23 protein-coding genes and 1 tRNA gene are annotated in these 19530 nt (G+C 36.7%); 15 read left to right on the forward strand and 9 right to left on the reverse strand.

Features of this window, described 5'->3' with window-relative positions; genetic code table 11:
* Positions 1–6: 6 nt before the first annotated feature.
* Positions 7–2277 (forward strand): EAL domain-containing protein, encoded by a 2271-nt coding sequence (locus tag H5120_RS18440; RefSeq protein WP_182675714.1) that lies wholly within the window; start codon positions 7–9, stop codon positions 2275–2277.
* A 23-nt stretch (positions 2278–2300) separates the two neighbouring features.
* Here H5120_RS18440 and H5120_RS18445 read toward each other — a convergent pair whose 3' ends face one another.
* The 3 genes from H5120_RS18445 to H5120_RS18455 form a co-directional block, all read right to left on the reverse strand.
* On the reverse strand, positions 2301–2699 hold the full coding sequence (locus H5120_RS18445; RefSeq protein WP_002960664.1) for a hypothetical protein: 399 nt from the start codon (positions 2697–2699) through the stop codon (positions 2301–2303).
* Position 2700: 1 nt separating this feature from the next.
* Positions 2701–3615 carry a zinc dependent phospholipase C family protein gene (locus H5120_RS18450; RefSeq protein WP_182675715.1) on the reverse strand — a complete coding sequence of 305 codons (915 nt, stop codon included), beginning with the start codon at positions 3613–3615 and terminating at the stop codon, positions 2701–2703.
* Between the two features lie 98 nt (positions 3616–3713).
* Complete coding sequence (locus H5120_RS18455) at positions 3714–4301, reverse strand: hypothetical protein (protein ID WP_182675716.1); 588 nt, start codon at positions 4299–4301, stop codon at positions 3714–3716.
* A 262-nt stretch (positions 4302–4563) separates the two neighbouring features.
* On the opposite strand from H5120_RS18455, the gene H5120_RS18460 reads away from it, so the two are divergent.
* The 6 genes from H5120_RS18460 to H5120_RS18485 all read left to right on the forward strand — a co-directional run bounded on the left by H5120_RS18460 (position 4564) and on the right by H5120_RS18485 (position 10825).
* Entirely contained in the window at positions 4564–6201 is a 1638-nt protein-coding gene (locus H5120_RS18460; RefSeq protein ID WP_182675717.1) for a cyanophycinase, read from the forward strand.
* A gap of 92 nt (positions 6202–6293) precedes the next feature.
* Positions 6294–6542, forward strand: coding sequence for a hypothetical protein (locus H5120_RS18465; protein ID WP_024596835.1), 249 nt, complete (start codon positions 6294–6296; stop codon positions 6540–6542).
* A 690-nt stretch (positions 6543–7232) separates the two neighbouring features.
* Positions 7233–8489, forward strand: a complete 1257-nt coding sequence (locus H5120_RS18470; protein ID WP_182675718.1) for a site-specific integrase — start codon at positions 7233–7235, stop codon at positions 8487–8489.
* 338 nt (positions 8490–8827) lie between these two features.
* Positions 8828–9943 (forward strand): hypothetical protein, encoded by a 1116-nt coding sequence (locus tag H5120_RS18475; protein WP_182675719.1) that lies wholly within the window; start codon positions 8828–8830, stop codon positions 9941–9943.
* A gap of 1 nt (position 9944) precedes the next feature.
* Complete coding sequence (locus H5120_RS18480; RefSeq protein ID WP_182675720.1) at positions 9945–10304, forward strand: STAS-like domain-containing protein; 360 nt, start codon at positions 9945–9947, stop codon at positions 10302–10304.
* Positions 10305–10309: 5 nt separating this feature from the next.
* Positions 10310–10825, forward strand: a complete 516-nt coding sequence (locus H5120_RS18485; RefSeq protein ID WP_182675721.1) for a hypothetical protein — start codon at positions 10310–10312, stop codon at positions 10823–10825.
* Between the two features lie 128 nt (positions 10826–10953).
* Here H5120_RS18485 and H5120_RS18490 read toward each other — a convergent pair whose 3' ends face one another.
* The gene (locus H5120_RS18490; RefSeq protein ID WP_182675722.1) at positions 10954–11835 is read right to left on the reverse strand and encodes a site-specific integrase; all 882 of its coding nucleotides are present in this window, start codon (positions 11833–11835) and stop codon (positions 10954–10956) included.
* Positions 11828–12049: a hypothetical protein gene (locus H5120_RS18495; RefSeq protein WP_182675723.1), complete on the reverse strand. Its 222-nt coding sequence runs from the start codon at positions 12047–12049 to the stop codon at positions 11828–11830. Before H5120_RS18495 ends, H5120_RS18490 begins: the two co-directional genes overlap by 8 nt.
* 557 nt (positions 12050–12606) lie before the next feature.
* Here H5120_RS18495 and H5120_RS18500 point away from each other — a divergent pair.
* Positions 12607–13221, forward strand: a complete 615-nt coding sequence (locus H5120_RS18500; protein WP_096793373.1) for a Fic family protein — start codon at positions 12607–12609, stop codon at positions 13219–13221.
* Here the strand turns inward: H5120_RS18500 and H5120_RS18505 are convergent.
* Both H5120_RS18505 and H5120_RS18510 read right to left on the reverse strand, forming a co-directional pair.
* Positions 13214–13366, reverse strand: a complete 153-nt coding sequence (locus H5120_RS18505; protein WP_165722308.1) for a hypothetical protein — start codon at positions 13364–13366, stop codon at positions 13214–13216. The genes H5120_RS18500 and H5120_RS18505 overlap by 8 nt on opposite strands.
* A 57-nt stretch (positions 13367–13423) precedes the next feature.
* Positions 13424–13699: a helix-turn-helix domain-containing protein gene (locus H5120_RS18510; protein WP_182675724.1), complete on the reverse strand. Its 276-nt coding sequence runs from the start codon at positions 13697–13699 to the stop codon at positions 13424–13426.
* Positions 13700–13839: 140 nt separating this feature from the next.
* Here H5120_RS18510 and H5120_RS18515 point away from each other — a divergent pair, with 140 nt between their 5' ends.
* From H5120_RS18515 to H5120_RS18545, 7 genes are all read left to right on the forward strand, one after another.
* A complete protein-coding gene (locus H5120_RS18515; RefSeq protein WP_235592021.1) occupies positions 13840–13983 on the forward strand; it encodes a hypothetical protein in 144 nt (47 codons plus the stop codon).
* 88 nt (positions 13984–14071) lie between these two features.
* Positions 14072–14440 carry a hypothetical protein gene (locus H5120_RS18520; RefSeq protein WP_182675725.1) on the forward strand — a complete coding sequence of 123 codons (369 nt, stop codon included), beginning with the start codon at positions 14072–14074 and terminating at the stop codon, positions 14438–14440.
* A gap of 294 nt (positions 14441–14734) precedes the next feature.
* Positions 14735–14971 carry a hypothetical protein gene (locus H5120_RS18525; protein WP_182675726.1) on the forward strand — a complete coding sequence of 79 codons (237 nt, stop codon included), beginning with the start codon at positions 14735–14737 and terminating at the stop codon, positions 14969–14971.
* 293 nt (positions 14972–15264) lie between these two features.
* Positions 15265–16404: a hypothetical protein gene (locus tag H5120_RS18530; RefSeq protein ID WP_182675727.1), complete on the forward strand. Its 1140-nt coding sequence runs from the start codon at positions 15265–15267 to the stop codon at positions 16402–16404.
* Between the two features lie 520 nt (positions 16405–16924).
* Entirely contained in the window at positions 16925–17158 is a 234-nt protein-coding gene (locus H5120_RS18535; protein WP_182675728.1) for a hypothetical protein, read from the forward strand.
* A 48-nt stretch (positions 17159–17206) separates the two neighbouring features.
* On the forward strand, positions 17207–17500 hold the full coding sequence (locus H5120_RS18540; RefSeq protein WP_182675729.1) for a helix-turn-helix domain-containing protein: 294 nt from the start codon (positions 17207–17209) through the stop codon (positions 17498–17500).
* Positions 17487–18431: a reverse transcriptase family protein gene (locus H5120_RS18545; protein ID WP_220487132.1), complete on the forward strand. Its 945-nt coding sequence runs from the start codon at positions 17487–17489 to the stop codon at positions 18429–18431. Before H5120_RS18540 ends, H5120_RS18545 begins: the two co-directional genes overlap by 14 nt.
* A 190-nt stretch (positions 18432–18621) precedes the next feature.
* Here H5120_RS18545 and H5120_RS18550 read toward each other — a convergent pair whose 3' ends face one another.
* Both H5120_RS18550 and H5120_RS18555 read right to left on the reverse strand, forming a co-directional pair.
* Entirely contained in the window at positions 18622–19110 is a 489-nt protein-coding gene (locus H5120_RS18550) for a hypothetical protein (protein ID WP_149614597.1), read from the reverse strand.
* A gap of 277 nt (positions 19111–19387) precedes the next feature.
* A tRNA-Pro gene (locus H5120_RS18555) sits at positions 19388–19464 on the reverse strand.
* Positions 19465–19530: the final 66 nt, after the last annotated feature.

Consider the following 19530-nt stretch of genomic DNA (forward strand, 5'->3'; position numbering starts at 1 on the left):
TTTATTATGCATTTTTTCAATAGATTCTTTTTATTAAATGACCATTATTCAGCCCCTGGTCAGGTTGCTAATTGGCGAGTAAGTGCACTGCGCATTATTCTATCATTAGTAATGGTGTTATGTTTTGCTGTGGCGTGCCACACGTACACAAGCGCTATTGAATTCAACTTAATCTATATCATTGTATTAACAAGCAGTTTTCTTGTTACTGCATGTGGTTTACTTATAGCAAGTAAGCGTTTTTATCACTTCAGCGCTCATGCACTTTTAATAGCCATTGTAGCTGCTAGCGTGTCAATGAACTTATTTTTAACAGACCTAGAGCTTGCTAAAGTGGGCTCTATGTATATGTATTCCTGCCCAATAATCGCACTTATGCTACTTGGTTATAGAACAGCCTTTGCTTATGGCGTATTAAATATTGCGCCGTTTTATATGATCATCAATAACGTTGATGTATCGGGCTTAACTGGCATTGCTCAACAACTTCCCGATGCCAGCTTATACATTACAGGGCTAATATTCTTATTTTTTAACATTTGTATTCCCCTTGCTGTGGCACGCACAATTGTGGCTGCTAAGCGTTTAAACAAAACAATGATAAGCGCTAATACACACCTTAAAGATAAAAATGAGCTTTATCGCAGCCTGTTCACTGAATCAAATAAAGCCAAAATTATTGTTGACGAAAACCTTGTCATTACTGATTTTAATCAACACGCTATTGATATGTTTGGTATAAAAAAAGAATTAAAAGAAGAATGCGTTAACCTTTCTCATTTATTTCCTACTTTAGTTTTTGACGCCCCTAATGCTCAAAATAAAATTGTGAAGTACAAAAAAAGCTATTTTAAAGCCTGCTACCAGCAAATAACAATGAGTACTAACTACCGTGTATACGACTTTTACGATTGCACGCAAGAGCAGCTCATTAAACAAAATTTATCGATGATGGAACAAGAAAATAAACGTTTACGCTTTAGAGACTCGCAAACAAAACTACCTAATAGAGAATGGTTTGAGCTTCAATGCGACAGATTAACAAGCAAATACCAAAAAGGTTTTTTTATCGTTGTTACCCAAAGTGCAAATAGTGAATACATAAATTTGAAGCTCACTAAAGCCGACTCTCAAGCATTACTTATTAACGCGTACAAGCGTTTAAAAGCGATGCCAGATGGGCCGTTGTTGTGTGCTCATATAGGAGTAGGAAAGCTTGCTTTTATATTTGGCGCAAACTCGCAAAACGAGCTTGAAGATAAGCTATTAATGCAAATAAAAAATACATTAGATAAAACTTATAATGTGTTTGGCACTAAGTGTCAGCAATCATTTTTATTTGGTTTTGCAAAGTATCCTGATCACGGAAAAAACAGCACAACAGTACTTAGCAATGCGTGCGAAGCACTTAAAGTTGCAAACTGTAATATGCCTCTAAGTGGTTATAACGAAAAACAATCACAAGCTTTTATCGAAAAATACGAAATTTCGATGTTGCTAGACGAAGCGCTTCAGCAGGGCGATTTGTCGGTACACTATCAACCTAAAGTAGATGCAAAGGGTCAATGTATAGGGCTTGAAGCTTTAGCGCGTTGGAACAGTCCCATACTAGGTAATGTGTCGCCAGTGGTATTTATTCCTATTGCCGAAGAATACAGAATGGTCAGTAGATTAACCGATTTGATTATTCAAAAAGTCTGCGCTCAAATTGCCAATTGGACTAAGGCGGGTTTACCGAGTGTGCCGGTGGCAATAAATATATCTCTAATTGATTTTAGCCAAACCGATTTCATGTCAAAACTGGTTAAATACCTTGCCGACTTCAACGTAAAGCCACCTCAAATAGAGTTAGAACTGACTGAAACCTCTCTTGAGGCAAACCAAGCGCATTCGCTAAAGCTTATGCAAACACTGCAATCGTGGGGTTTTACTATTTCGGTTGATGATTTTGGAGTGGGGTATTCTAATATTGCACGCCTTGCCGATTACCCTATTAACAAGCTCAAGTTAGATCGCTCATTAATCAGCCAAGTAACAAGCTCTACGCGTCAAAAAAGTTTAGTTAAAGCGGTGCACGTTATGTGTGAAGAGCTTGATATTAAGTGTGTAGCCGAAGGAGTAGAAACCCAAGAGCAAGTAGCAATAATGGCGCAAATGGGGTGTAAAGAATTTCAGGGCTTTTACTTTGCGAAACCAATGTCAGCCGAAAATTTTGCAGAGCATGTTAGCCGCCATGGCTTAGTGTTTAACCCCAAAGAGATGACGGCTCAACTTTAAATGTATAGCAGGTATTTTATTACCTAGTTACAGAGCTGTTGGGCGTTTATAGTTATTTCGCACTGATGAATAACTCCTGCTCCCCAATGCTGTATATCTGATTGAGCAGTACAGCCTGCATCTTCAATTAAAGCCGTATTGGCATCACATAAAAGTAGCACTGCGTTATCATCTTGTACGTTTACAATAAGCGTGTATTCCCCAAAAGGTGCAAGTTTGCTTAAATCGTTATTAACAGCGGCTTTTAATAACTCATCAGTTGTTGAATAGGATGTTTCACTAAATTTTAGTGTGCCATCAACGGCTGTAGCAATATCTTTTAATTGTGAGGCTAAGTCGGCCATCACTTCTGGATTGTTTTTTTTAGGAGTGTAGCAACCGCTAAGTAATACTATGAGGCTTATATAAAGTAAGTGTTTCATTTTATTTGCTCCATACCGTCATCGTGTTGTGTTCATCGTAGCCTGTATCTAGGTTCCAATTTTTAATTGCACTGTAATCAGTATCTAAAAATACGGCATTGGCAATAATGGTTATGTAGTGCTGAATGTTACTAACGGCAAAGTCAAAAATATCGTTGTAATGCATAGGCTCGTGCGGCGTTTTTAGATGTTCAATAAAAGTGGGGTCTACTTCGTTTGGGCGAGGATAAAACAAGCCTAAATCAGCAGCAACATGGCGTGCACAGGCAAATAATCGATAGCTTTCTTCAACATTATTTACTACAAGCCGAAAACCGTTATGCCATGAATTAAAGTTAGGAGCGTGTTGTGCTGCGTAGCTTGGGTGAACCGTTAATAAAGCATGTCGCCAAATTTTTGCAATATCGGTATCAAAATTATCGTCTTTGTTAGTACAAGATCCAATATTTTGTTGCACGCGGTCAGCATAACCTAACTCACCTAAGTTTAAACGTTGCCAAATAAACGCGTCTTGATTCATTTCGCAGGTACGGTGCGCCGTTTGGTTTTGCGCGTAAGGGCCAACTTTTAATTCAACAACCGGATGCACTGTTATATCTGCAGCAACATGGGCCATATAACCGCATAACCAGGCAAAACACTTTTCAAATGCTTCACCTTCAAGTGTTTTACAGTATTCAATCATTGCTTTAAGTAAATCGCCTGTGTGCTCATAGTGCATTAGGTCGGCCCACGCATTTTGGCTAGGCTGCGCTACAGCTAAGTAAGGATAATCGGGGGCTACACAGCCTAGTTCAAGGTATGCTTGGCGTTGGCTTAAAATAAGCTTTGCTTTTTTAGGCATATCCATTTTAGCGAGTGACTTGGTTTGCGTTGCAATATTAACAGCAGTGATGTGCGCAAAAGCACCTGGCATTGTCATATCCTTATGATTTATTAATAAGGGTACAGATTAACATTGAGAGGGGGTTAAATAAAGCCAACTAAATGCAAGTATAGCGGGGTAAACACCTATTAAATTAGCTGCTCAACTAATTGGCCATTCTCGTATAATTTAGCATGTTGACGCTTATGTTCTTCAAATAGGTAAGCTCTTAGTTGCTCTTGACCGCTATGAATTTGCGTTATTTTAGCGGCTATACCTTGCGTGCTTTGCCTTACGGGTTCTATTTCCATCGAAATACTTTGTTTGTTAGGCAAAATAAATTCCATGTGCTGCGATTTATTTAAATGGTTACCTTTTCGGAGGGGTTTTAAAAACATCCCCGTGTTTGATATTGATTCAATTTTAAACCCTTGGCTTTTAATATTTAGCTCACTCCAGCGCCAACTGCGCAGTGTGCCTTGTGTGTCTATTACTTCGGGGGCGTTTAAAATAGGTTTGATTATACCGGCGCTATCAATTTTTAAGTCCAACGGAAACCATAACTGATAATGTGCAACCTCTGCGAGCAGAGTTAAATTAGCGCTACTAAGTAAGTGAGCAATATTGGCTGGTACTGAACTTTGTAATGTTAAAACGTGACTGTTGTGAGCATGTGACTTTGTATTAGGCTTAAATAACTCAGCAAAAAAATTTATCTCTTCATTAGAAAAGTCCATATTTCACCCCAGTTACATAAAATAATTCACCACCGTAATTTAAACAATGAAATTGGTCAATAAATGCTCCGTTTAAATTTGTTTAGATAATATTTACAAAGACAGAGGGGCAAACTAAACAATGTATTTAAATGCAGTGCTTAATCCTATCGTTTTTCAGAGACTTGAATTATTTAACATTTATAAAAATATATTTAGGCGCAAGTGGCTAGCTGTTAAACTACAGCACATTAGTTTTATAATTTATATTAGAGTTTACATTATGATATGTGCATTTTTACGTGATCAACAGCCGAAGTTACTGGGTATGGTAGTGGCATTGTTCGGTGCAGGATTTTCAATAAATGCAGTGGCTCAAGAGCAAAGCCAAACTTTAATTTTAGTGGGGTCAGAGCTTACTACCTGTACTAGCGCCAAGCTTAATAATTGCCAAAAAGAGGCTGTTATTGATGGTAAGTCACATAATTTATATACACTTAGCAGCTCTCAAATAAAAAACATCGCGCAGCATTGGCCTGATAATAATGTTGAGGCAAAAACGGCTGTATTAAAAACACTTAAAACCATACAAAGTAAATCGTCAAATAGCGTATCAAAAACAGATTTACTCTGGCAGTGGCGCGATATAAATAATCAGCAATTAGAAAGTCTAACTCAGAAAGAGTACAACTTTGTATTTGATATGCTAGAAGTACCGCTACTTAATAAAAACGGTGAGCGTTTAAAAGAGCAAGTAAATACCGATTTTAATAATGAGGTTGCGACTAATAGTATTTTACAATTTGTGTCGGGCAGTTTAAAAGTTAATAACGCAAAACCCACCATGCTTGCTATTACGGCTTCGAGCCGCGACCCTTATGAGTCGGCAGATGTAGCGCAAAGTCTTTTGGCACAATCAAATATAAACACTCAATGGTTAGCACTAACGCCAGCGCTTGCTAAAGCGATTACGAGTAACTCGTGCGATGAATTACCAGCGCTTAGAAATACATTAATGAATGTGTATAACCGTGAAGTGATTTATCCCGATCGCACAAAGGCCGAATACGCTTTATGTAAAAATGGCACTAATGCACTTGTATCACTTATTAAAAATAGTACCGGTGTGATGTTTAATAGCGGTAATGCAGCATTAACTCATAAGGTATTATTTGATCAAAACAATAACCCATACCCGTGGACGCAAGCATTGCAAACTCGCCCAGTAATTGTAGGTGAAGGAGCCGGTGCTGCAATCCAAAGTAAAGTGACGGGCATGCTTACAAATACGACAAGCCTTGAGGCACTTCGTAAAAGTGAAAATAACACTAATGCTGGTGGGCTGGGCAGTTTTAACTTTGGTGTACTAGATACTCAATTTAGTGAACAAAACCGTACATTTAGGCTTGCAGCAGCGCTAAATAAAAACGAAGTGAAAAATACTAAAACAGAGATTCAACATGGATTTGGTATTGATGAAAATACAGCCTTAGTTGTTATTAAATCACCAGAAGGTAGCTTAATAACCGTAATAGGCAAAAGTGGTGTAGTGCATTTGGCTAACCAAGGTAAAGCCCAACCTGAGAGTAAGAGCTATAGCTATTCGTACTGGCCTACAAGCAGTGTAATTGAAATTACCAATAATACGTTTACCTTAAGTGCACGCACAATAGATGAAGCGTTACCCGCTATAAAAATACCTCCACTGCCAGTGCAGCGTTTTGGCTCAATTTTAACAAATTCAAAACTGCGTTCACTTACTCAAGCTATGTGTTTAAGCCAAGAGCAAAGTGCGGTAGCCCAACAAGACGAGTTTATAATTAGCCTTACAGCGACGAGTGACACACAGTATCATCGCATCAATGCAAAAGAGTTTGGTTGTGCGCTAAGCAATTTAGAGTTAGCTATAAAGTCGATTTAGTGACTAACCTGAGCCAAGGGTTTGAGTTTTTGGCTCTTCTCTATAAAATAGCCACCATAATGATTTAAAAGCCTTACTAAAAGAGTGTTAAAATGAATAAAGAAAATGATGTAATTTCTAGTCTAGCCGAATTAGAAAGCTTTTTATTAAATGTAGAAAACGGCGGTCTTGGCCTTAAGGGTGTTTCGGGCGTTGGTATGGCAACAAACAATAGTGATGGTAGTCGTTTTGTAGCCGTGTTTGACGATAATCAAAAATTACTTTTAGCGCGCGGTATTACAGAAGATGTATTCCAAACAGGGCAAGACATGGTACGTAATGGTGTAGGGCGCAAGCACTAGTACTTTAATAAAAAAGCGCTTAGAGCGCTTTTTTATTTTAATTTCAATAAATTGAAATTAAATGGCTTTATAAAGATTCCACAAAGGCCACTTCAAGTTAATAACAATTAAATACAACCCCCCCTCAAAAACCACAAAACTAGCCAGCTAAACTCAGTTTTATTAAGTGCGCTTAGATAAATAAGGTAGTGCTACGGATAAATTGTAGAATCAAAACAGATGAATTTTGGCTATATTTTGAAGATAAGTTTAACTTATTGATATAGAGGGAGTTTATACCAATTCGCTTAATTAAGTGATCTATTTTTAGGATGGAAAAACGTGTTGATAGCTAGGCAAAAAATTCGCTATTTAGTTGTTCTAAATGAGAATTTATTAACACAGGTAGCGACACGTTTAGCCCCGCAAAATGATTAAGTATTATTGCGGATTGGTATTAATGGTCGGTATGGAGAGATTCGAACTCTCGACCCCTGCCACCCCATAAAAATTACCTGTGTTTTATCGTGTACAAAAGTGGCTAAAAGTGTTCTACAGTGAAGTATTCAAAGTAAATGTAAGTTATTGCTATTGAATGGATTAATCTTTTAAATTATACCTAGTGAATAAACGTGAAGTTTAGTGAGCTCAAATCAGCTCGTGCGATAACTGTGCGACAAAAGTTTTGACTTAACTCTAGGTGTGCGAAAAATGGCGTCAATCAAAGTAAAATTAACTGAATCTGTACTCAAAAATATCCCTTTGGAAATTACCAAAATCAATGACACTGAGATCTCCGGTTTTTATTTAAATATTGGTAAGGCAAATAAAGAAGGAAAGCGTTCACAGGTATATTATCTGTATTACCGCCTAGGAGGCCGAGGTTCGAAAGAAAGAAGGTTAGCCTTAGGTAATTCATCGGTAATCACAGTAAGTGAAGCTAGACAGCTAGCTAAACAATATATTGGTGATGTGTCGCGTGGTATTGACGTTTTTTTACAAAAAAAGAAAGCAGCGCTGATTGAAAAGCAAGAAAGCACCTCACCGACAATCGCAGTACTTGCGAATGAGTTTATTGAAAGAGACATTAAAGCTAATCGTAAAGGTGTAGACCCTGTAATAAGAATGTTTGAAAAAGACATTTTGCCATTTATTGGCAACTATAAACTTAAAGAAATAACCCGCCGTGAAATTTTCAAAAAAGTGCTTGATCCAATAACAGATAGAGGTGCTAAAACGCAGGCGAATAAAACACTATCTATCCTTAAGCAAATGTTTAATTTTGGTGTTGAGCGAGATTTAATCCAAGGTAATCCAATTAGCACAGTTAAAAAGAAGAGTGTAGGTGGCCTTGAAAAGTCGCGAACCAGAGCGCTGGAGTTTGACGAAGTGATTCAAGTTTTTGAACGCTTACCAAAGCTAGGTATCAGCCAGCAAGTTATTTACGCATTGAAATGTATTACTTTAACAGGTTGTCGGCCAATAGAGGTTACAGGCGCACAGTGGCAAGAATTTGATTTTGATAAAATGATATGGACAATTCCAGCCGAGCGCGTAAAGCAAAATAAAAATGGTGAAAGAACGCATAAAGTGCCAATTACTCAAAATATGGTTATTTTGCTTGATGAGTTACGGGCAGCATTTGGCTACCTCAATTCTAAATATGTATTCCCGAGTACAACAACTAATAAATCAGGCCCAGGCGAACAGCCAATTGACAGGCACTCACTATCACGCTCTATAAGCCGTAAACTAGAGCAATTAGGAGTACCAAAATTTGTACCTCATGACTTGCGAAGAACGGTTGCTACACGGTTAGGTGACTCTGACATAGGAGCTGATCCCATAGTAATTGAGAAAATACTCAATCATCAATTACAAGGTGTGCAGGGCGTTTATAATATGCAGGAGTATATGGAAGCCAGAAGTAAAGCTTTGGAAGTGTGGGGGAGGAAAATTATTGAGTAAATATAAAGTTAGATTATAGGCATGTCCCATTTTTATAAAATTTAATTATAACAGCTAGTTATAATTAAGAAGTTAATTTAAGAATTTGGTGGACTTAGATAAATTATTAGAGTCTAATCTTGAAAAGATAATGCTTACGGTTGAGCTAATCGTAAGCTATATGACCCTTAGAAACTGCTTTCACATAAAGTAGCAATAAGCCAACATTATGATTCATATAAGTCGTAGAGCTTTTCATATCACATACTGTGAAATAATAAGTTCGGGTAGTTTATTGTGTTGATATAGATTTTTTAATACCCATATCATTATATTAAAAGGAATTTAGGTTCGAATAGATGAAAAAGATACATCAAATAAACTCCAGAAAACAGAATGCTATGCATTTCAAAGAGCAGGTGAGGTTATCCCCATCTCGCGATCATCAACGTTCTGAAAGAAAGAAAAATTTTAAGCTTGGGGGAAGTGAGATTATTAATGCTCCTGAGAGTTTGGATCTTATTCAAGGTTCAGAAATTTTATGTCATAGTTTTTTTGATAATTTACGTGAAAGTTTATTGTTAGATCCCGCATGTATTTATTTATCTTTTAAAAATACAAAGGTAATAAAGGCTACTGCGATTTTAGTTGTTTATTCGATAATAGATCAAGCTAGAGAAATCAATAATGCAAGGACTAAAATTAGTATTATTTGGTCAAAGAAAGCTCAGCGTGTTAATAAAACTATTATTGAAACAGGTGTGTTTTTGCGTTCAAAAGAACGAGAGAAAATGATAGATAGTGCTCCAAGTTTACCTATTATAATGGGCGATAATTCTAGAGCAAGTGAGCTGAGTGATCGAATCGTCGATTATATCTTAGATGATGATCATTATAAGGGGGCTTCAGCAGAGAAAGAGCAAGAAATAAGTTCGGCTATCCAAGAAACAGTCGAGAATGTTGGTAGGCATGCTTACCCTGACACAGAAAATCATGAAGATAAAAAATGGTGGTTTACTTGTGATAGAATTGGGGAAAACTTATTTATTGTTATTTACGATGCAGGTATTGGTATTCCTAGTTCATTATCAGAGAATAATGCGGTAATGTTAGCTCGAGTTAACCAACTCTATCCGAGCGAATACTCTGGGTGTACAAAGGAATCGATTGAGAGTGATTCTAAAGCAGATAAACTAAAAGCGATTATAAATATCAAGTTCCTAAGGAAAGCTTTAAGTGATGAGCAATTGATAAGAGCAGCCATGCATGTAGATATTACTTCTACAGATCTAGATCAGCATGGACAGGGTAGTAAAAGCATTAAGGGGCTAATCACTAAAAATGAAAATAGCTTCTTACTTATGCTAAGTAATTATGGTTTCTATCGCTACAGCGAGAGTGAAGAAGATAATGAAAACAGTGTTTCTCATTCGGAATTTAAGATCCCTGGGACACTTATTCAATGGAGCCTTTAATATGTCAGAGAAATTAATAACGTTAATTAATGACTTTCACCCAAAACCCTATGGTCGTTACAACAAAGATTGTCCTACTTGTCCAGAAACTTCTGGCGAAGCATTCCGGACAAAAATCTTAGCTAAAGATCTTCGTGCTTTTGATAAAGTAATAGTCGATTTGTCAGGACGGAATAGGTATGGACGCTCTTTCCTTGATGAGGCTTTTGGTGGTTTAATCCGTAAGGATGGTTTTACTAAATTAGATTTAGATAATAAGTTAATTTATAAACATGATAATTTAGAGTCAATATTGATAATAATTGAAGACCGTATTAAAAAAGCAGAACAGTTTCGTATTTCAGGAAAAGAGTTGGACTGAGTTATATGTTTTTCGCAATAGGCTGGCTGTTAATATTACTCATTCACCTCAATACACTAAGGCGAGGTTCGTTAGCTAGTACCAAAAATACCTTAATTGATGAAATATACACTTTGCTAGGTTTATGTACCAAGCCTGATGATGTCTCTCTCTCGTTTGGCTTGTTTTCTAAGCCTTATAAAATTAATGAGCAAAAAGTTGAGCACAGAATAATACGGATTGAGAGTAAAATTAATGAGTTGAATTCGATTTGTAACAGCGTCATTGTAAGGTTATCAGATGAACCAATACGCCTACTTATTGCAATTGATATTGAGGAAGAGGAAAATAGAGAAACAAGGATAACAGCCATATGCTACGATGCAGTAGAGTTTATCGACTCTGAATACCACAGATGTGTAGAAGCTCGTTCATCATTTTTCTATTTAAATAGATATGAAATTGGAGGAGTGCTTTTTTCATCAGCTTCTTTGTATTTTCTATTTAAGATCGTAACATTCTTATTTACAAATGATATTTAGTACAAATATATAAAGATCACTATTCTAGAGTCGAGCGAATTAACTCAGCTTATAAGTTTTTAATTAAGACGTTATTAATTAAATGATGTCATAATGAAAATTCATTTTTAAACAACAGCTTCCGAAGATTATCTTAAATATACCTCAGTAACTTCAGCCCTGAAATGCCCCATTTCTTGTGAAACGGTCCCTAATGCTATTTGATATGGATATTGGTTAAGTATCAGCTCTAATAGCCTTTCTTGTGCGTAGCTATGCCTAAGGCCGTGAGCACCGTTGGAAAATGAAAGCGTACGGTTTGATGCTTTATTAAATGAATCCGACCACTTTTTTCCACCTCCAATATCGTAGCGCTGTAAGTAGTTTATTTTTCTGTCAACAACTGTGACAGGTTGTTTAAATTTACGAAGTTCTAATTTAGCAGATAAATCGTGAGGTATTAGGACTTCGCGTGTTAAGCCTCCTTTGCCTGTAACGGTATATAGCACACCGTTTCTACCAGACCATTTTGAATCAAAAGCTGGTCGTTTATCTGCTTTACGCTCTTCAACTTTGGCTATGGTCAATAATTCATGTGCACGAAGCCCCGCAGAAAGTGCTATTTGTGTTGATAATGAATATTTAGGCGTTTGGTGCTTACTTATTATTTGAGCTTGCTCTGTAGTGTAGGCGCGTGATTTAAGAATTTGCTGATTAATTGATTTAATAACAGGGAGTGTTTGTTTGTCTTTAAGTTTGCCGTTAAGCCTCATCATTGCTTGTATGGCTTGGCGTTCCATATCCAGTGACTTTTGACCCACTATTTCTTTACGGTAATCTAAATAATTGAGTGCTTGATCGATGGTCATTGCCTGAATACCGTTTATGCCAATATCTTTAGCCCAAGAGGCAACGGTGTTAAGTGATTGCTCGTAGTTTCTGGCTGTGCCAAGAGACTTTATAAGCTTACTTTTTGTAAGCCCTTTTATGACATTGTGTGCTTGAGTTTTTGGTTTCGCAAATTTAGCCATGTTTTTTAATCCATCTTTGAATTGTTGACCAATGAGCATTGATACCTTTGCGCTTTAGCCAACGCTGAAGCTCGACAATGTTAGACCCTTGCTTGTAAATTTCTATTAGCTCGAATTTATGTCTATCAAGCTTAGATGTTTTTTTACGGCTTCCAGCAATTAACTTACTTTCAAATTTTAGTTTTTGGACTTCGATTAGTGCATCGAATTTCATGGTGTGACTCCAGTCGTATTAAGGTTGTAAGATTGACTGGCAATAAAGCTCAGCGGCACTTAAGCCTATTCGCCCCTGTTTTTTGCATATGCAAAAGGCTCGGACTGATCTCGCCTGATTATTAACCTCATTTCTACGTGTTGTCAGCAGCTGGAGTGCGCCGTTTTTGGTTGGTTACTACCTTTGAAAAGATAGTATTTACCTCGTTACTACGTGTTGAAGGCAGCAGAATAGCGCCTGTTTTTTTCTGGCTCGTTAGAGCTTCAGTAATAATAAGATTACCACTTTAGAAATATTTTTCAATCTGCAAATAAAACCTGCGTATAAGAGTGTGAATGTGTTGTCCCCCGCTATGTGTAAGCCGATTTTCGGCTTCGACATAGCGGGGGACAGGGGCGAAGCCCCAATGTTTAAAGAGAGGCTATTGCTCATGATGCCTCTATTAAAATTGGTTTTAAATTATTAAACAATCACATAAATTGGTAAAGTTATTACACCAAGGTTACTTGCATTGGTTGTTAAGCACTTTTACACTAATCATTTTATGGCGTAACTAAATGACTAAATACGAGACTGATTCTATTGAAGCGCAATATCAACTAGGGTCTGAAAAACTAGTTTTAGCGAACAAGTTAGCGATTGTTGATGCAGCAGAGATGGATGATGTTGAGGCTATTCTTTTAGTTAAACTATATGAAAAAATATTTACAACGCCAGAGCCAGAAGATGACGTTTTTTCTTTTCAAAATGTTGCTAATTGGCACAGACAATGGCTAGGTAATGTATACGAGTGGGCAGGTAAAATAAGAAGCGTTGATATGGGCAAAGGTGGATTTCAGTTTATGTCACCTCTGCAAATTGAAAGGCATATTAGCGTATTTGAAGATGAGTATTTATCTCGATTTAATAACTTACCAGAAATGACCGATGAAGAGCTTGTGTCATTTTTAGCTCAGAGCCATGTTGAGTTTATTCTAATTCACCCATTTCGTGAGGGTAACGGCAGGGTAAGCCGTCTGTTAATGGACTTTTTGTGTAGCAAAGCTGGAAAAGGAACGCTTGATTATAGCTTGTGGGATGAGCATAAAGATTTCTACATCAAGTCAATTCAAGCGGGTGTAAACAGAGATTATCAACACATTGAAAGGCTCGTGAGAGATATAATTAAATAGCGAGTGAAAGAGACTCATATTTAAGTTTATTTGCTTTTAACCTTTTTTCTATTGTTTTTACTGTTGCGCCAGTTTCAATGGCAGTTGAACTAGCAACAGATCTCAAAATCATACTTTTTGTGATTTTTTTCTTATCTTTACTCATTATTACCACCTCGAATAAATCATCTACATTTAATTCTACACCTAGAGCCTTATGTTATCAATTAACGTTATAAGATTTATGATTAAGAATTATAGCGGCTAAATTATCCTCTTCGCAGTAAAAAAATGCTGTTGGCACTTCTAATACTTTAGCTAGTGCTCGCACTGTTTGAAAGTCGGGTGAATGCACGCCTTTTTCGTACTGATTCATTCTAGGCGAAGCCGCAAACTGATCCATTCCCGCCAGTATTCCTAGTTTTTTTTGCGAAAGTCCTTTTGCTAGTCTTGCCTCTTTTAGCCGTCTTGGAAACGGTGAACCATCATTCGTTTTCATTAAATTTAATTCTTAACTTGAAAACTAAGAGTTTCTTAGCTTTAATGTGTTCACGATACTAAGGAATACTTAGATAGAGGCGGGTAAAGCAAATGTTGTGGAAAGCAGTTAAGTTTATAGGAGCCGTGACGGTTGATATTTTGCTGGATGTTGATGATAAGTCTGAGCAAGATAAGTTCATCGATGAATACAATGATGGAACTGGAAATGTCGATCATTGTGGTGATAGCTACACAGAGCAAGAAGCGCGTGACGTTCATAGCCGTGGTGAATTCTACAAATAGTTTTGACAGTTGCTTTTTTAAGTGCAATTGTTAGATGGGTTTTTACACAAAATACAGGCTACGCAGTTGAAAAGCTGCGTAGTTTTTTATGGTTAATTTTAACGTTTATGCATTTTTACCAGCGATTGATTTTTTATATATCAGGTTGCAAGGCCAAGATAATAGCTGTGATAAGCTATTATCAATTAGAGATAACTTAAGTAATCTTAATGAAGCACAAGTACTTAGTGAGTTACTTACCTTAGACTTCATGTTTTACGATTATAGTAACGAGCAATCAGAGGTTTGGGATATACAACTAGAGTCTTTTTCATCGTTTTATAATCGATCAGAAAAAGTGAAAAAGTTTGATAATTACTACCCTGAAAGCCATGTTCAATCAGTGTTTAAGTGGATGCTTATGCTTTGTGATGATTGCAGTGATAGTTTGAAAATCCAGCGCTCGGTAATTCATTAGCTGAGCCTTAAAGCAATTTTATTCCTCAAGTTCACTTGATTTATCACTATATCTCATTTAAATTCATCTTAAGCATACTTATTGTGCTTACTTATAATGCAAAGAGATAAAAAGATTTACCACAGAACATAGTAAAGTTAATAAAAAACAGGCGCCCAATGTTCGGGGCTGCTTTCAATACGTAGAAAAGAGGTTACTAGGGTACGCATATATTAATTATATGCACTAGCAAGTCCACAGCTCACAGAGCAATGTGGCATCTCTTTGCTCTAATTTACGTATTGGAGAGCGAACATGCAGTCATCAGAAATCTTATCAGTAAAAGAGCTATCAGAGCTTTTACATCTATCTATAGGCACAATTAATAATCGTCTGAGCGCCCAGCGAAAGGCTATTGAGTCTGGAAAAGATGCCAACCTTTATCAAGTTCAACGGTTAGCACCACCTTCTATTAAATTGGGTCGAGTTCGCCTATTTAAACGCGAAACAGTTGATCAATGGCTTGCTCGTTTTGAAGGAGTGAAGGTGTAAGGAAGGCGAAAGGGGCTGCTTGACCGGCGACACCCCAAACGCACTTTGCATCTTCATATTATATGCTTGCCTTTAAAATAAGGCCACAATTCGAGTGGCCAGAATATACTATTGCCTATCCGAGTCAGTTTTATTCTCTAATTGAATTCAAGACACCTAAATATGTTCGAGGGTTACTAAGTAAATGCCATAAGTCTAAAAAATTTATTCATTTACTTGGGAACAGTAAATCAAAAAGCTTAACCGATTTTCGAGCTTTTAGACGGGACACTAGTAAGTTTGTTCGAGGAGTATTGTACAGTACAAGTGAATCAGTAGACTGCTATTACACTCCAAACGAATTTTTTAGTTGGCCTAGGGAGAGCAACCTAGCTCTACTGTCAGCGAATTGGATTGAAATTGATCTTAATCATAAATGTGATCCATTTGATGTTAGAAGGACAGAGGCTAAAATTGTTCCTGAAGTATTCAATAGGTTAAAACTGAGTAAGCTACCGCCGCCAACAGGCTATGTCCTTTCTGGCTCAGGTGGAATACATCTTTATTGGATTTACAATCCTGTAGATGCAGTCGCAATTAATAAGTTGATATGGCAACAAATTGCTAAAAGTCTAATTGAGAGTTTTGGAACGTCAGATAGTTTTTGGCATATAGATCTTATGGCTACAAAAAGAATTAGCGGCTTTTTGCGCGTCCCAGGGTCTGTTCACAGTAGAACAGGATTGCATGCCAGGTATTTTGGCTCTGGTACTAAATATACATTTGATGAACTGTTGATGTGTTTAGATCTATGTCATTTACGGAAGAATATAGAGAAATCACAGCTAGAATTCAAAACTAGTTTAGCTTCAAGCCCCAGAAATAAGATAGCAAAGCAACCAAAGCAACCAGGTCACCAACGCTACGGTCATAGCATTAAAGAATGGTGGCTAAAATGTATTAACAGTATTCAAAACCATTTTTATAAGCAGGGTGGGGTGCCAAAGGGTAAGCGAGATAAAACAGCGTTTATCCTGTTTGTTGCGTTTCAACACCTAAATAAAAACACCGCATTTGAAAAGCTAACAAAAATAAATGATGAGCTAATTGGTTTATCATTAGAAGAGCTTGTTAGTTTAACTAGAACAGCAAAAACAACACACTACAAATACAGAAAAGAGACTCTAGCTGATTACCTGAAAGACTTGTTCGGCTATTGCCCTGAATATTTAAATATTAAGTCAAAAGTGAAGTTATCAAGCGATGAAATTAAGGAGAGGCAGAAAAAAGCAGCTACAGACACTGCGATTAAAAAGCGAAGTAATTCGCAGCAGCTTGTTAAAAAAGCTGTTAAAAAAATAACCAAAGAAACGGGCAACAAACCAACTCAACAGGCTGTTGCACTTATTACCAATCTTAGTTTAAGAACAGTTAAAAGATATTGGATAACATAACGTGACAGGGTATTAAGATTGAAATTAAACAGCAAAATATGAAACTGAGACAATAAAGTGTAGAACTTTCTAGACTAGTTTGGCCCATATAACAAGAGCAATGATTAAATAGACCCTCAGCATTATTAAATATATAGCAGTCATATTAATTATCTAAAACACTCACTTTTTGACTCACAGTAAAATTTTGTTGCATTTAGTTTTAGTTTAAGTATTATAGATAGCGTACAGGGTGTATCACCCTGATGCTCTATAAAAGATATGACCTAAATCTGAACAAGATTGTGACTCTCTTGAGTCGATTGTCTTAGGCAATCAGCTACCCAGCAAATGTCCAGCAACACTGACCATCACTATTAGGTGGAACGACAGTGAGCAATTGAGGATAAATTCGACTGGAGGGGCTACTGTGTAGCCCCAAGAATGAGTGACCTGTGCTGTCCATAGCATTTCTATTCAGTTCAGTATTGTTTTGTCGACTGGTGCAATGTTGCACTGAATGACAGAGAGGTTTTTGATTATGAAAAATAATCACCGTCTTTTAAAGAAATCCATTGAATCATTAAAAATGTTTCAATCGGAAATGCATGATGATATGGACAGCAGTAAACACGCAGAACTGGAACAAATTATTCTAGACCTTGAAAATTACGGACATAAGAAGTCGCCAACCCAGCTACTAGAAATATTGGGTAAATGTATTTCTCTTGCTCCTGCTGTTGAAAGGCTTTTGAAAATTTTTTCCGAGTTCTAAGACGTGCCCGTTTACAGCAGGTCACTTCTTTTCTTAGGAGGTATAATTATGAATATTGGAAAAGCATTGTCTCTTTGTCGTACTCAAAAGGGAATGACAAAAACGAAGCTTTCGCAAGCTGCGGACGTGTCAATTTCTTACTTAACCTTGCTGGAGCAAGGTAAACGAGATCCGAACCTTTCTACCATCAATCAAATATGTAAGGCTATGAACATACCAACAAGTATTTTCATGTTCTTAGCTTCAGAAGCCAGTGACAGAGATGGAATCAGTAAAGAACTTGCTGAAAAACTTTCTCACACCGCTCTTTCTTTGATGGAAGCGGAAGTTGAAGAAGCTTAGTTATCCTCACGCACCTATCGGTGATTTAAATAAACTTGCTATCGCTCTTAATATAGAGTTAAGCGAATTAATGGCTATTACAACCAAATCAGACTCACTTTTTTTCCTGACTAAAGAGATTATAAAGGCTGATGGTTCTAGTCGGTTTACTTATGACGCAAGACCTTCATTGAAAACACTTCATGGGAAAATCTGTGAAGCATTTCTAAAACGAGTGAAATATCCTGATTATCTCCAAGGAAGTATTAGAAGTAGGGACTATCTTACGGATGCCCAAAAGCATGTTGGCTCTAAAGTTTTAATCAGTGAGGATATAACTAATTTCTTTCCGAGTATTTCGAAAAAAGTTGTTCATGAGATGTGGGTAGGAGTGTTTGGATTTTCTAATGTCGTCGCGGAATGTCTTGCAGAACTGGTTACTTTGAATGGTTTTGTTGTACAAGGGGCTAAAACTAGCAGTTATATCTGCAATCTAGTGCTCTGGAATCGAGAAGAAAAGTTGGTTGTTCAGTTGAAACGCAGAGGGTTAATTTATACAAGATATGTTGATGACGTAACCGTATCATCTAAGCGCTTGATTGGGGCCAAAGAGAAATCAGAGATTATAAGTACAATCTATTCCTTGTTTCGCAGTATTGGTGCTAAACCAAATCGTAAAAAGCATAAAATAATGCCTAGAAACACACAGCAAGAAGTTCATGGTGTTAACGTGAATAAAAAGCAGCCAACAATGCCCAAAGAAAAGAGAAATAAAATTCGAGCGGCTGTACATTGTTGCGAAATTACCTTTAAAAAGAGTTCAGGCTCTAGTGAGTATTATTCGTTATTCAACAGTGTAATGGGTAAAGTTAATACAATGGGAAGAATGCATAAATCAGAAGCGGAAAAGCTTAGGCTTCGATTGTCACAAGTTAAACCAGTATCAGCTTAAAACTCAAAATAAGCATAAATAAATACCGTACGTCTAATCATTTTAAATTATCTTTTACATTTTATGGATTCTTCTGACTACGAACCGCTCAGAGCTGTCTATATTCTTTTAATTTCCAATTTCCATTTGTTCAGCGTTTTTCAAGTTAGTGGTTGCCTAAAGTTACAAACTTTTGTTGCTTAAGCATAAATCAAAACTCTTTAATTCTTGGTGCAGTCTTTTGCTGCCAATATGTTAGCCAGTAGGCAACTAGTAAACTAGCAATAGAAAGCACAAGCATGAATATAGCTTTAGTGATGTTACCGCTTGTTGAATCATAAATTAATATAGGTACTGCAATAAAGGGGAGTGAACCTGCCATAGCGCGATACAGACCTACTAGATTAAAACCAATTTGGTATGAAAGTTTATGTAATCTGTATTTTAATGTTCTACTAGAATCAGATAAAGAAAGACTGTATTTAGAAATAGCCCACACAATACTATGTAAAAGAGTTAGTAAACTAAAATAGTATATTAGATGGTCTGGTGGCGTAATTCCTTCGAAAAAGCTAACTAGGCCTTCTACACCTGAAAATTCTAATACTAAAAGGCAGGGCATTGAGCCAAACACAATTGCACAAATAATTTCATCAAATAATAAGGGGGAAGTGGTTTTTCTTTTTTGATCGATCTGCATAACATTCTCTATTGTACTTTTAGACTCAAATTACAATTTGAAAAACATGGAGACAAGTTAAATGTGTTTATTCTTTAAAATAATGATAAAGACGGTTTAGAAGGGTGCCATTAGCTGTCTTCCTATATATCCCCCCCTTTTATACCTTAAAAGTATAAAATAATTTAAGGCAAGTATCGTGCGATAAATGTGCGATAAATATTTAGAAAGGCGAATTTAATAGTGCGATAAAGAGGGTGCTTTAATTTATAACTAATTGAAATAAAAAGAGGTTAAATGGTCGGTATGGAGAGATTCGAACTCTCGACCCCTGCCACCCCATGACAGTGCGCTACCAAGCTGCGCTACATACCGACGTTGTTTGCAATAGTACGTGTATTTTTTAAAAAATCAATAAGCGATTGTTTGTTTGGGTGTTTA

Source organism: Pseudoalteromonas sp. SR43-2 (assembly GCF_014163885.1).
Lineage (GTDB): Bacteria > Pseudomonadota > Gammaproteobacteria > Enterobacterales > Alteromonadaceae > Pseudoalteromonas > Pseudoalteromonas distincta.

Excerpts from the sequence above, each read along its gene's own strand:
- H5120_RS18460 (WP_182675717.1), top strand. The coding sequence starts at position 4,564 with ATGATATGTGCATTTTTACGTGATCAACAGCCGAAGTTACTGGGTATG.
- H5120_RS18480 (WP_182675720.1), top strand. The coding sequence starts at position 9,945 with ATGTCAGAGAAATTAATAACGTTAATTAATGACTTTCACCCAAAACCC.
- H5120_RS18440 (WP_182675714.1), top strand. The coding sequence starts at position 7 with ATGCATTTTTTCAATAGATTCTTTTTATTAAATGACCATTATTCAGCC.
- H5120_RS18485 (WP_182675721.1), top strand. The coding sequence starts at position 10,310 with ATGTTTTTCGCAATAGGCTGGCTGTTAATATTACTCATTCACCTCAAT.
- H5120_RS18470 (WP_182675718.1), top strand. The coding sequence starts at position 7,233 with ATGGCGTCAATCAAAGTAAAATTAACTGAATCTGTACTCAAAAATATC.
- H5120_RS18500 (WP_096793373.1), top strand. The coding sequence starts at position 12,607 with ATGACTAAATACGAGACTGATTCTATTGAAGCGCAATATCAACTAGGG.
- H5120_RS18455 (WP_182675716.1), bottom strand. The coding sequence starts at position 4,301 with ATGGACTTTTCTAATGAAGAGATAAATTTTTTTGCTGAGTTATTTAAG.
- H5120_RS18510 (WP_182675724.1), bottom strand. The coding sequence starts at position 13,699 with ATGAAAACGAATGATGGTTCACCGTTTCCAAGACGGCTAAAAGAGGCA.
- H5120_RS18520 (WP_182675725.1), top strand. The coding sequence starts at position 14,072 with ATGGTTAATTTTAACGTTTATGCATTTTTACCAGCGATTGATTTTTTA.
- H5120_RS18475 (WP_182675719.1), top strand. The coding sequence starts at position 8,828 with ATGAAAAAGATACATCAAATAAACTCCAGAAAACAGAATGCTATGCAT.
- H5120_RS18535 (WP_182675728.1), top strand. The coding sequence starts at position 16,925 with ATGAAAAATAATCACCGTCTTTTAAAGAAATCCATTGAATCATTAAAA.
- H5120_RS18550 (WP_149614597.1), bottom strand. The coding sequence starts at position 19,110 with ATGCAGATCGATCAAAAAAGAAAAACCACTTCCCCCTTATTATTTGAT.
- H5120_RS18525 (WP_182675726.1), top strand. The coding sequence starts at position 14,735 with ATGCAGTCATCAGAAATCTTATCAGTAAAAGAGCTATCAGAGCTTTTA.
- H5120_RS18540 (WP_182675729.1), top strand. The coding sequence starts at position 17,207 with ATGAATATTGGAAAAGCATTGTCTCTTTGTCGTACTCAAAAGGGAATG.
- H5120_RS18495 (WP_182675723.1), bottom strand. The coding sequence starts at position 12,049 with ATGAAATTCGATGCACTAATCGAAGTCCAAAAACTAAAATTTGAAAGT.
- H5120_RS18450 (WP_182675715.1), bottom strand. The coding sequence starts at position 3,615 with ATGCCAGGTGCTTTTGCGCACATCACTGCTGTTAATATTGCAACGCAA.
- H5120_RS18505 (WP_165722308.1), bottom strand. The coding sequence starts at position 13,366 with ATGAGTAAAGATAAGAAAAAAATCACAAAAAGTATGATTTTGAGATCT.
- H5120_RS18465 (WP_024596835.1), top strand. The coding sequence starts at position 6,294 with ATGAATAAAGAAAATGATGTAATTTCTAGTCTAGCCGAATTAGAAAGC.
- H5120_RS18490 (WP_182675722.1), bottom strand. The coding sequence starts at position 11,835 with ATGGCTAAATTTGCGAAACCAAAAACTCAAGCACACAATGTCATAAAA.
- H5120_RS18445 (WP_002960664.1), bottom strand. The coding sequence starts at position 2,699 with ATGAAACACTTACTTTATATAAGCCTCATAGTATTACTTAGCGGTTGC.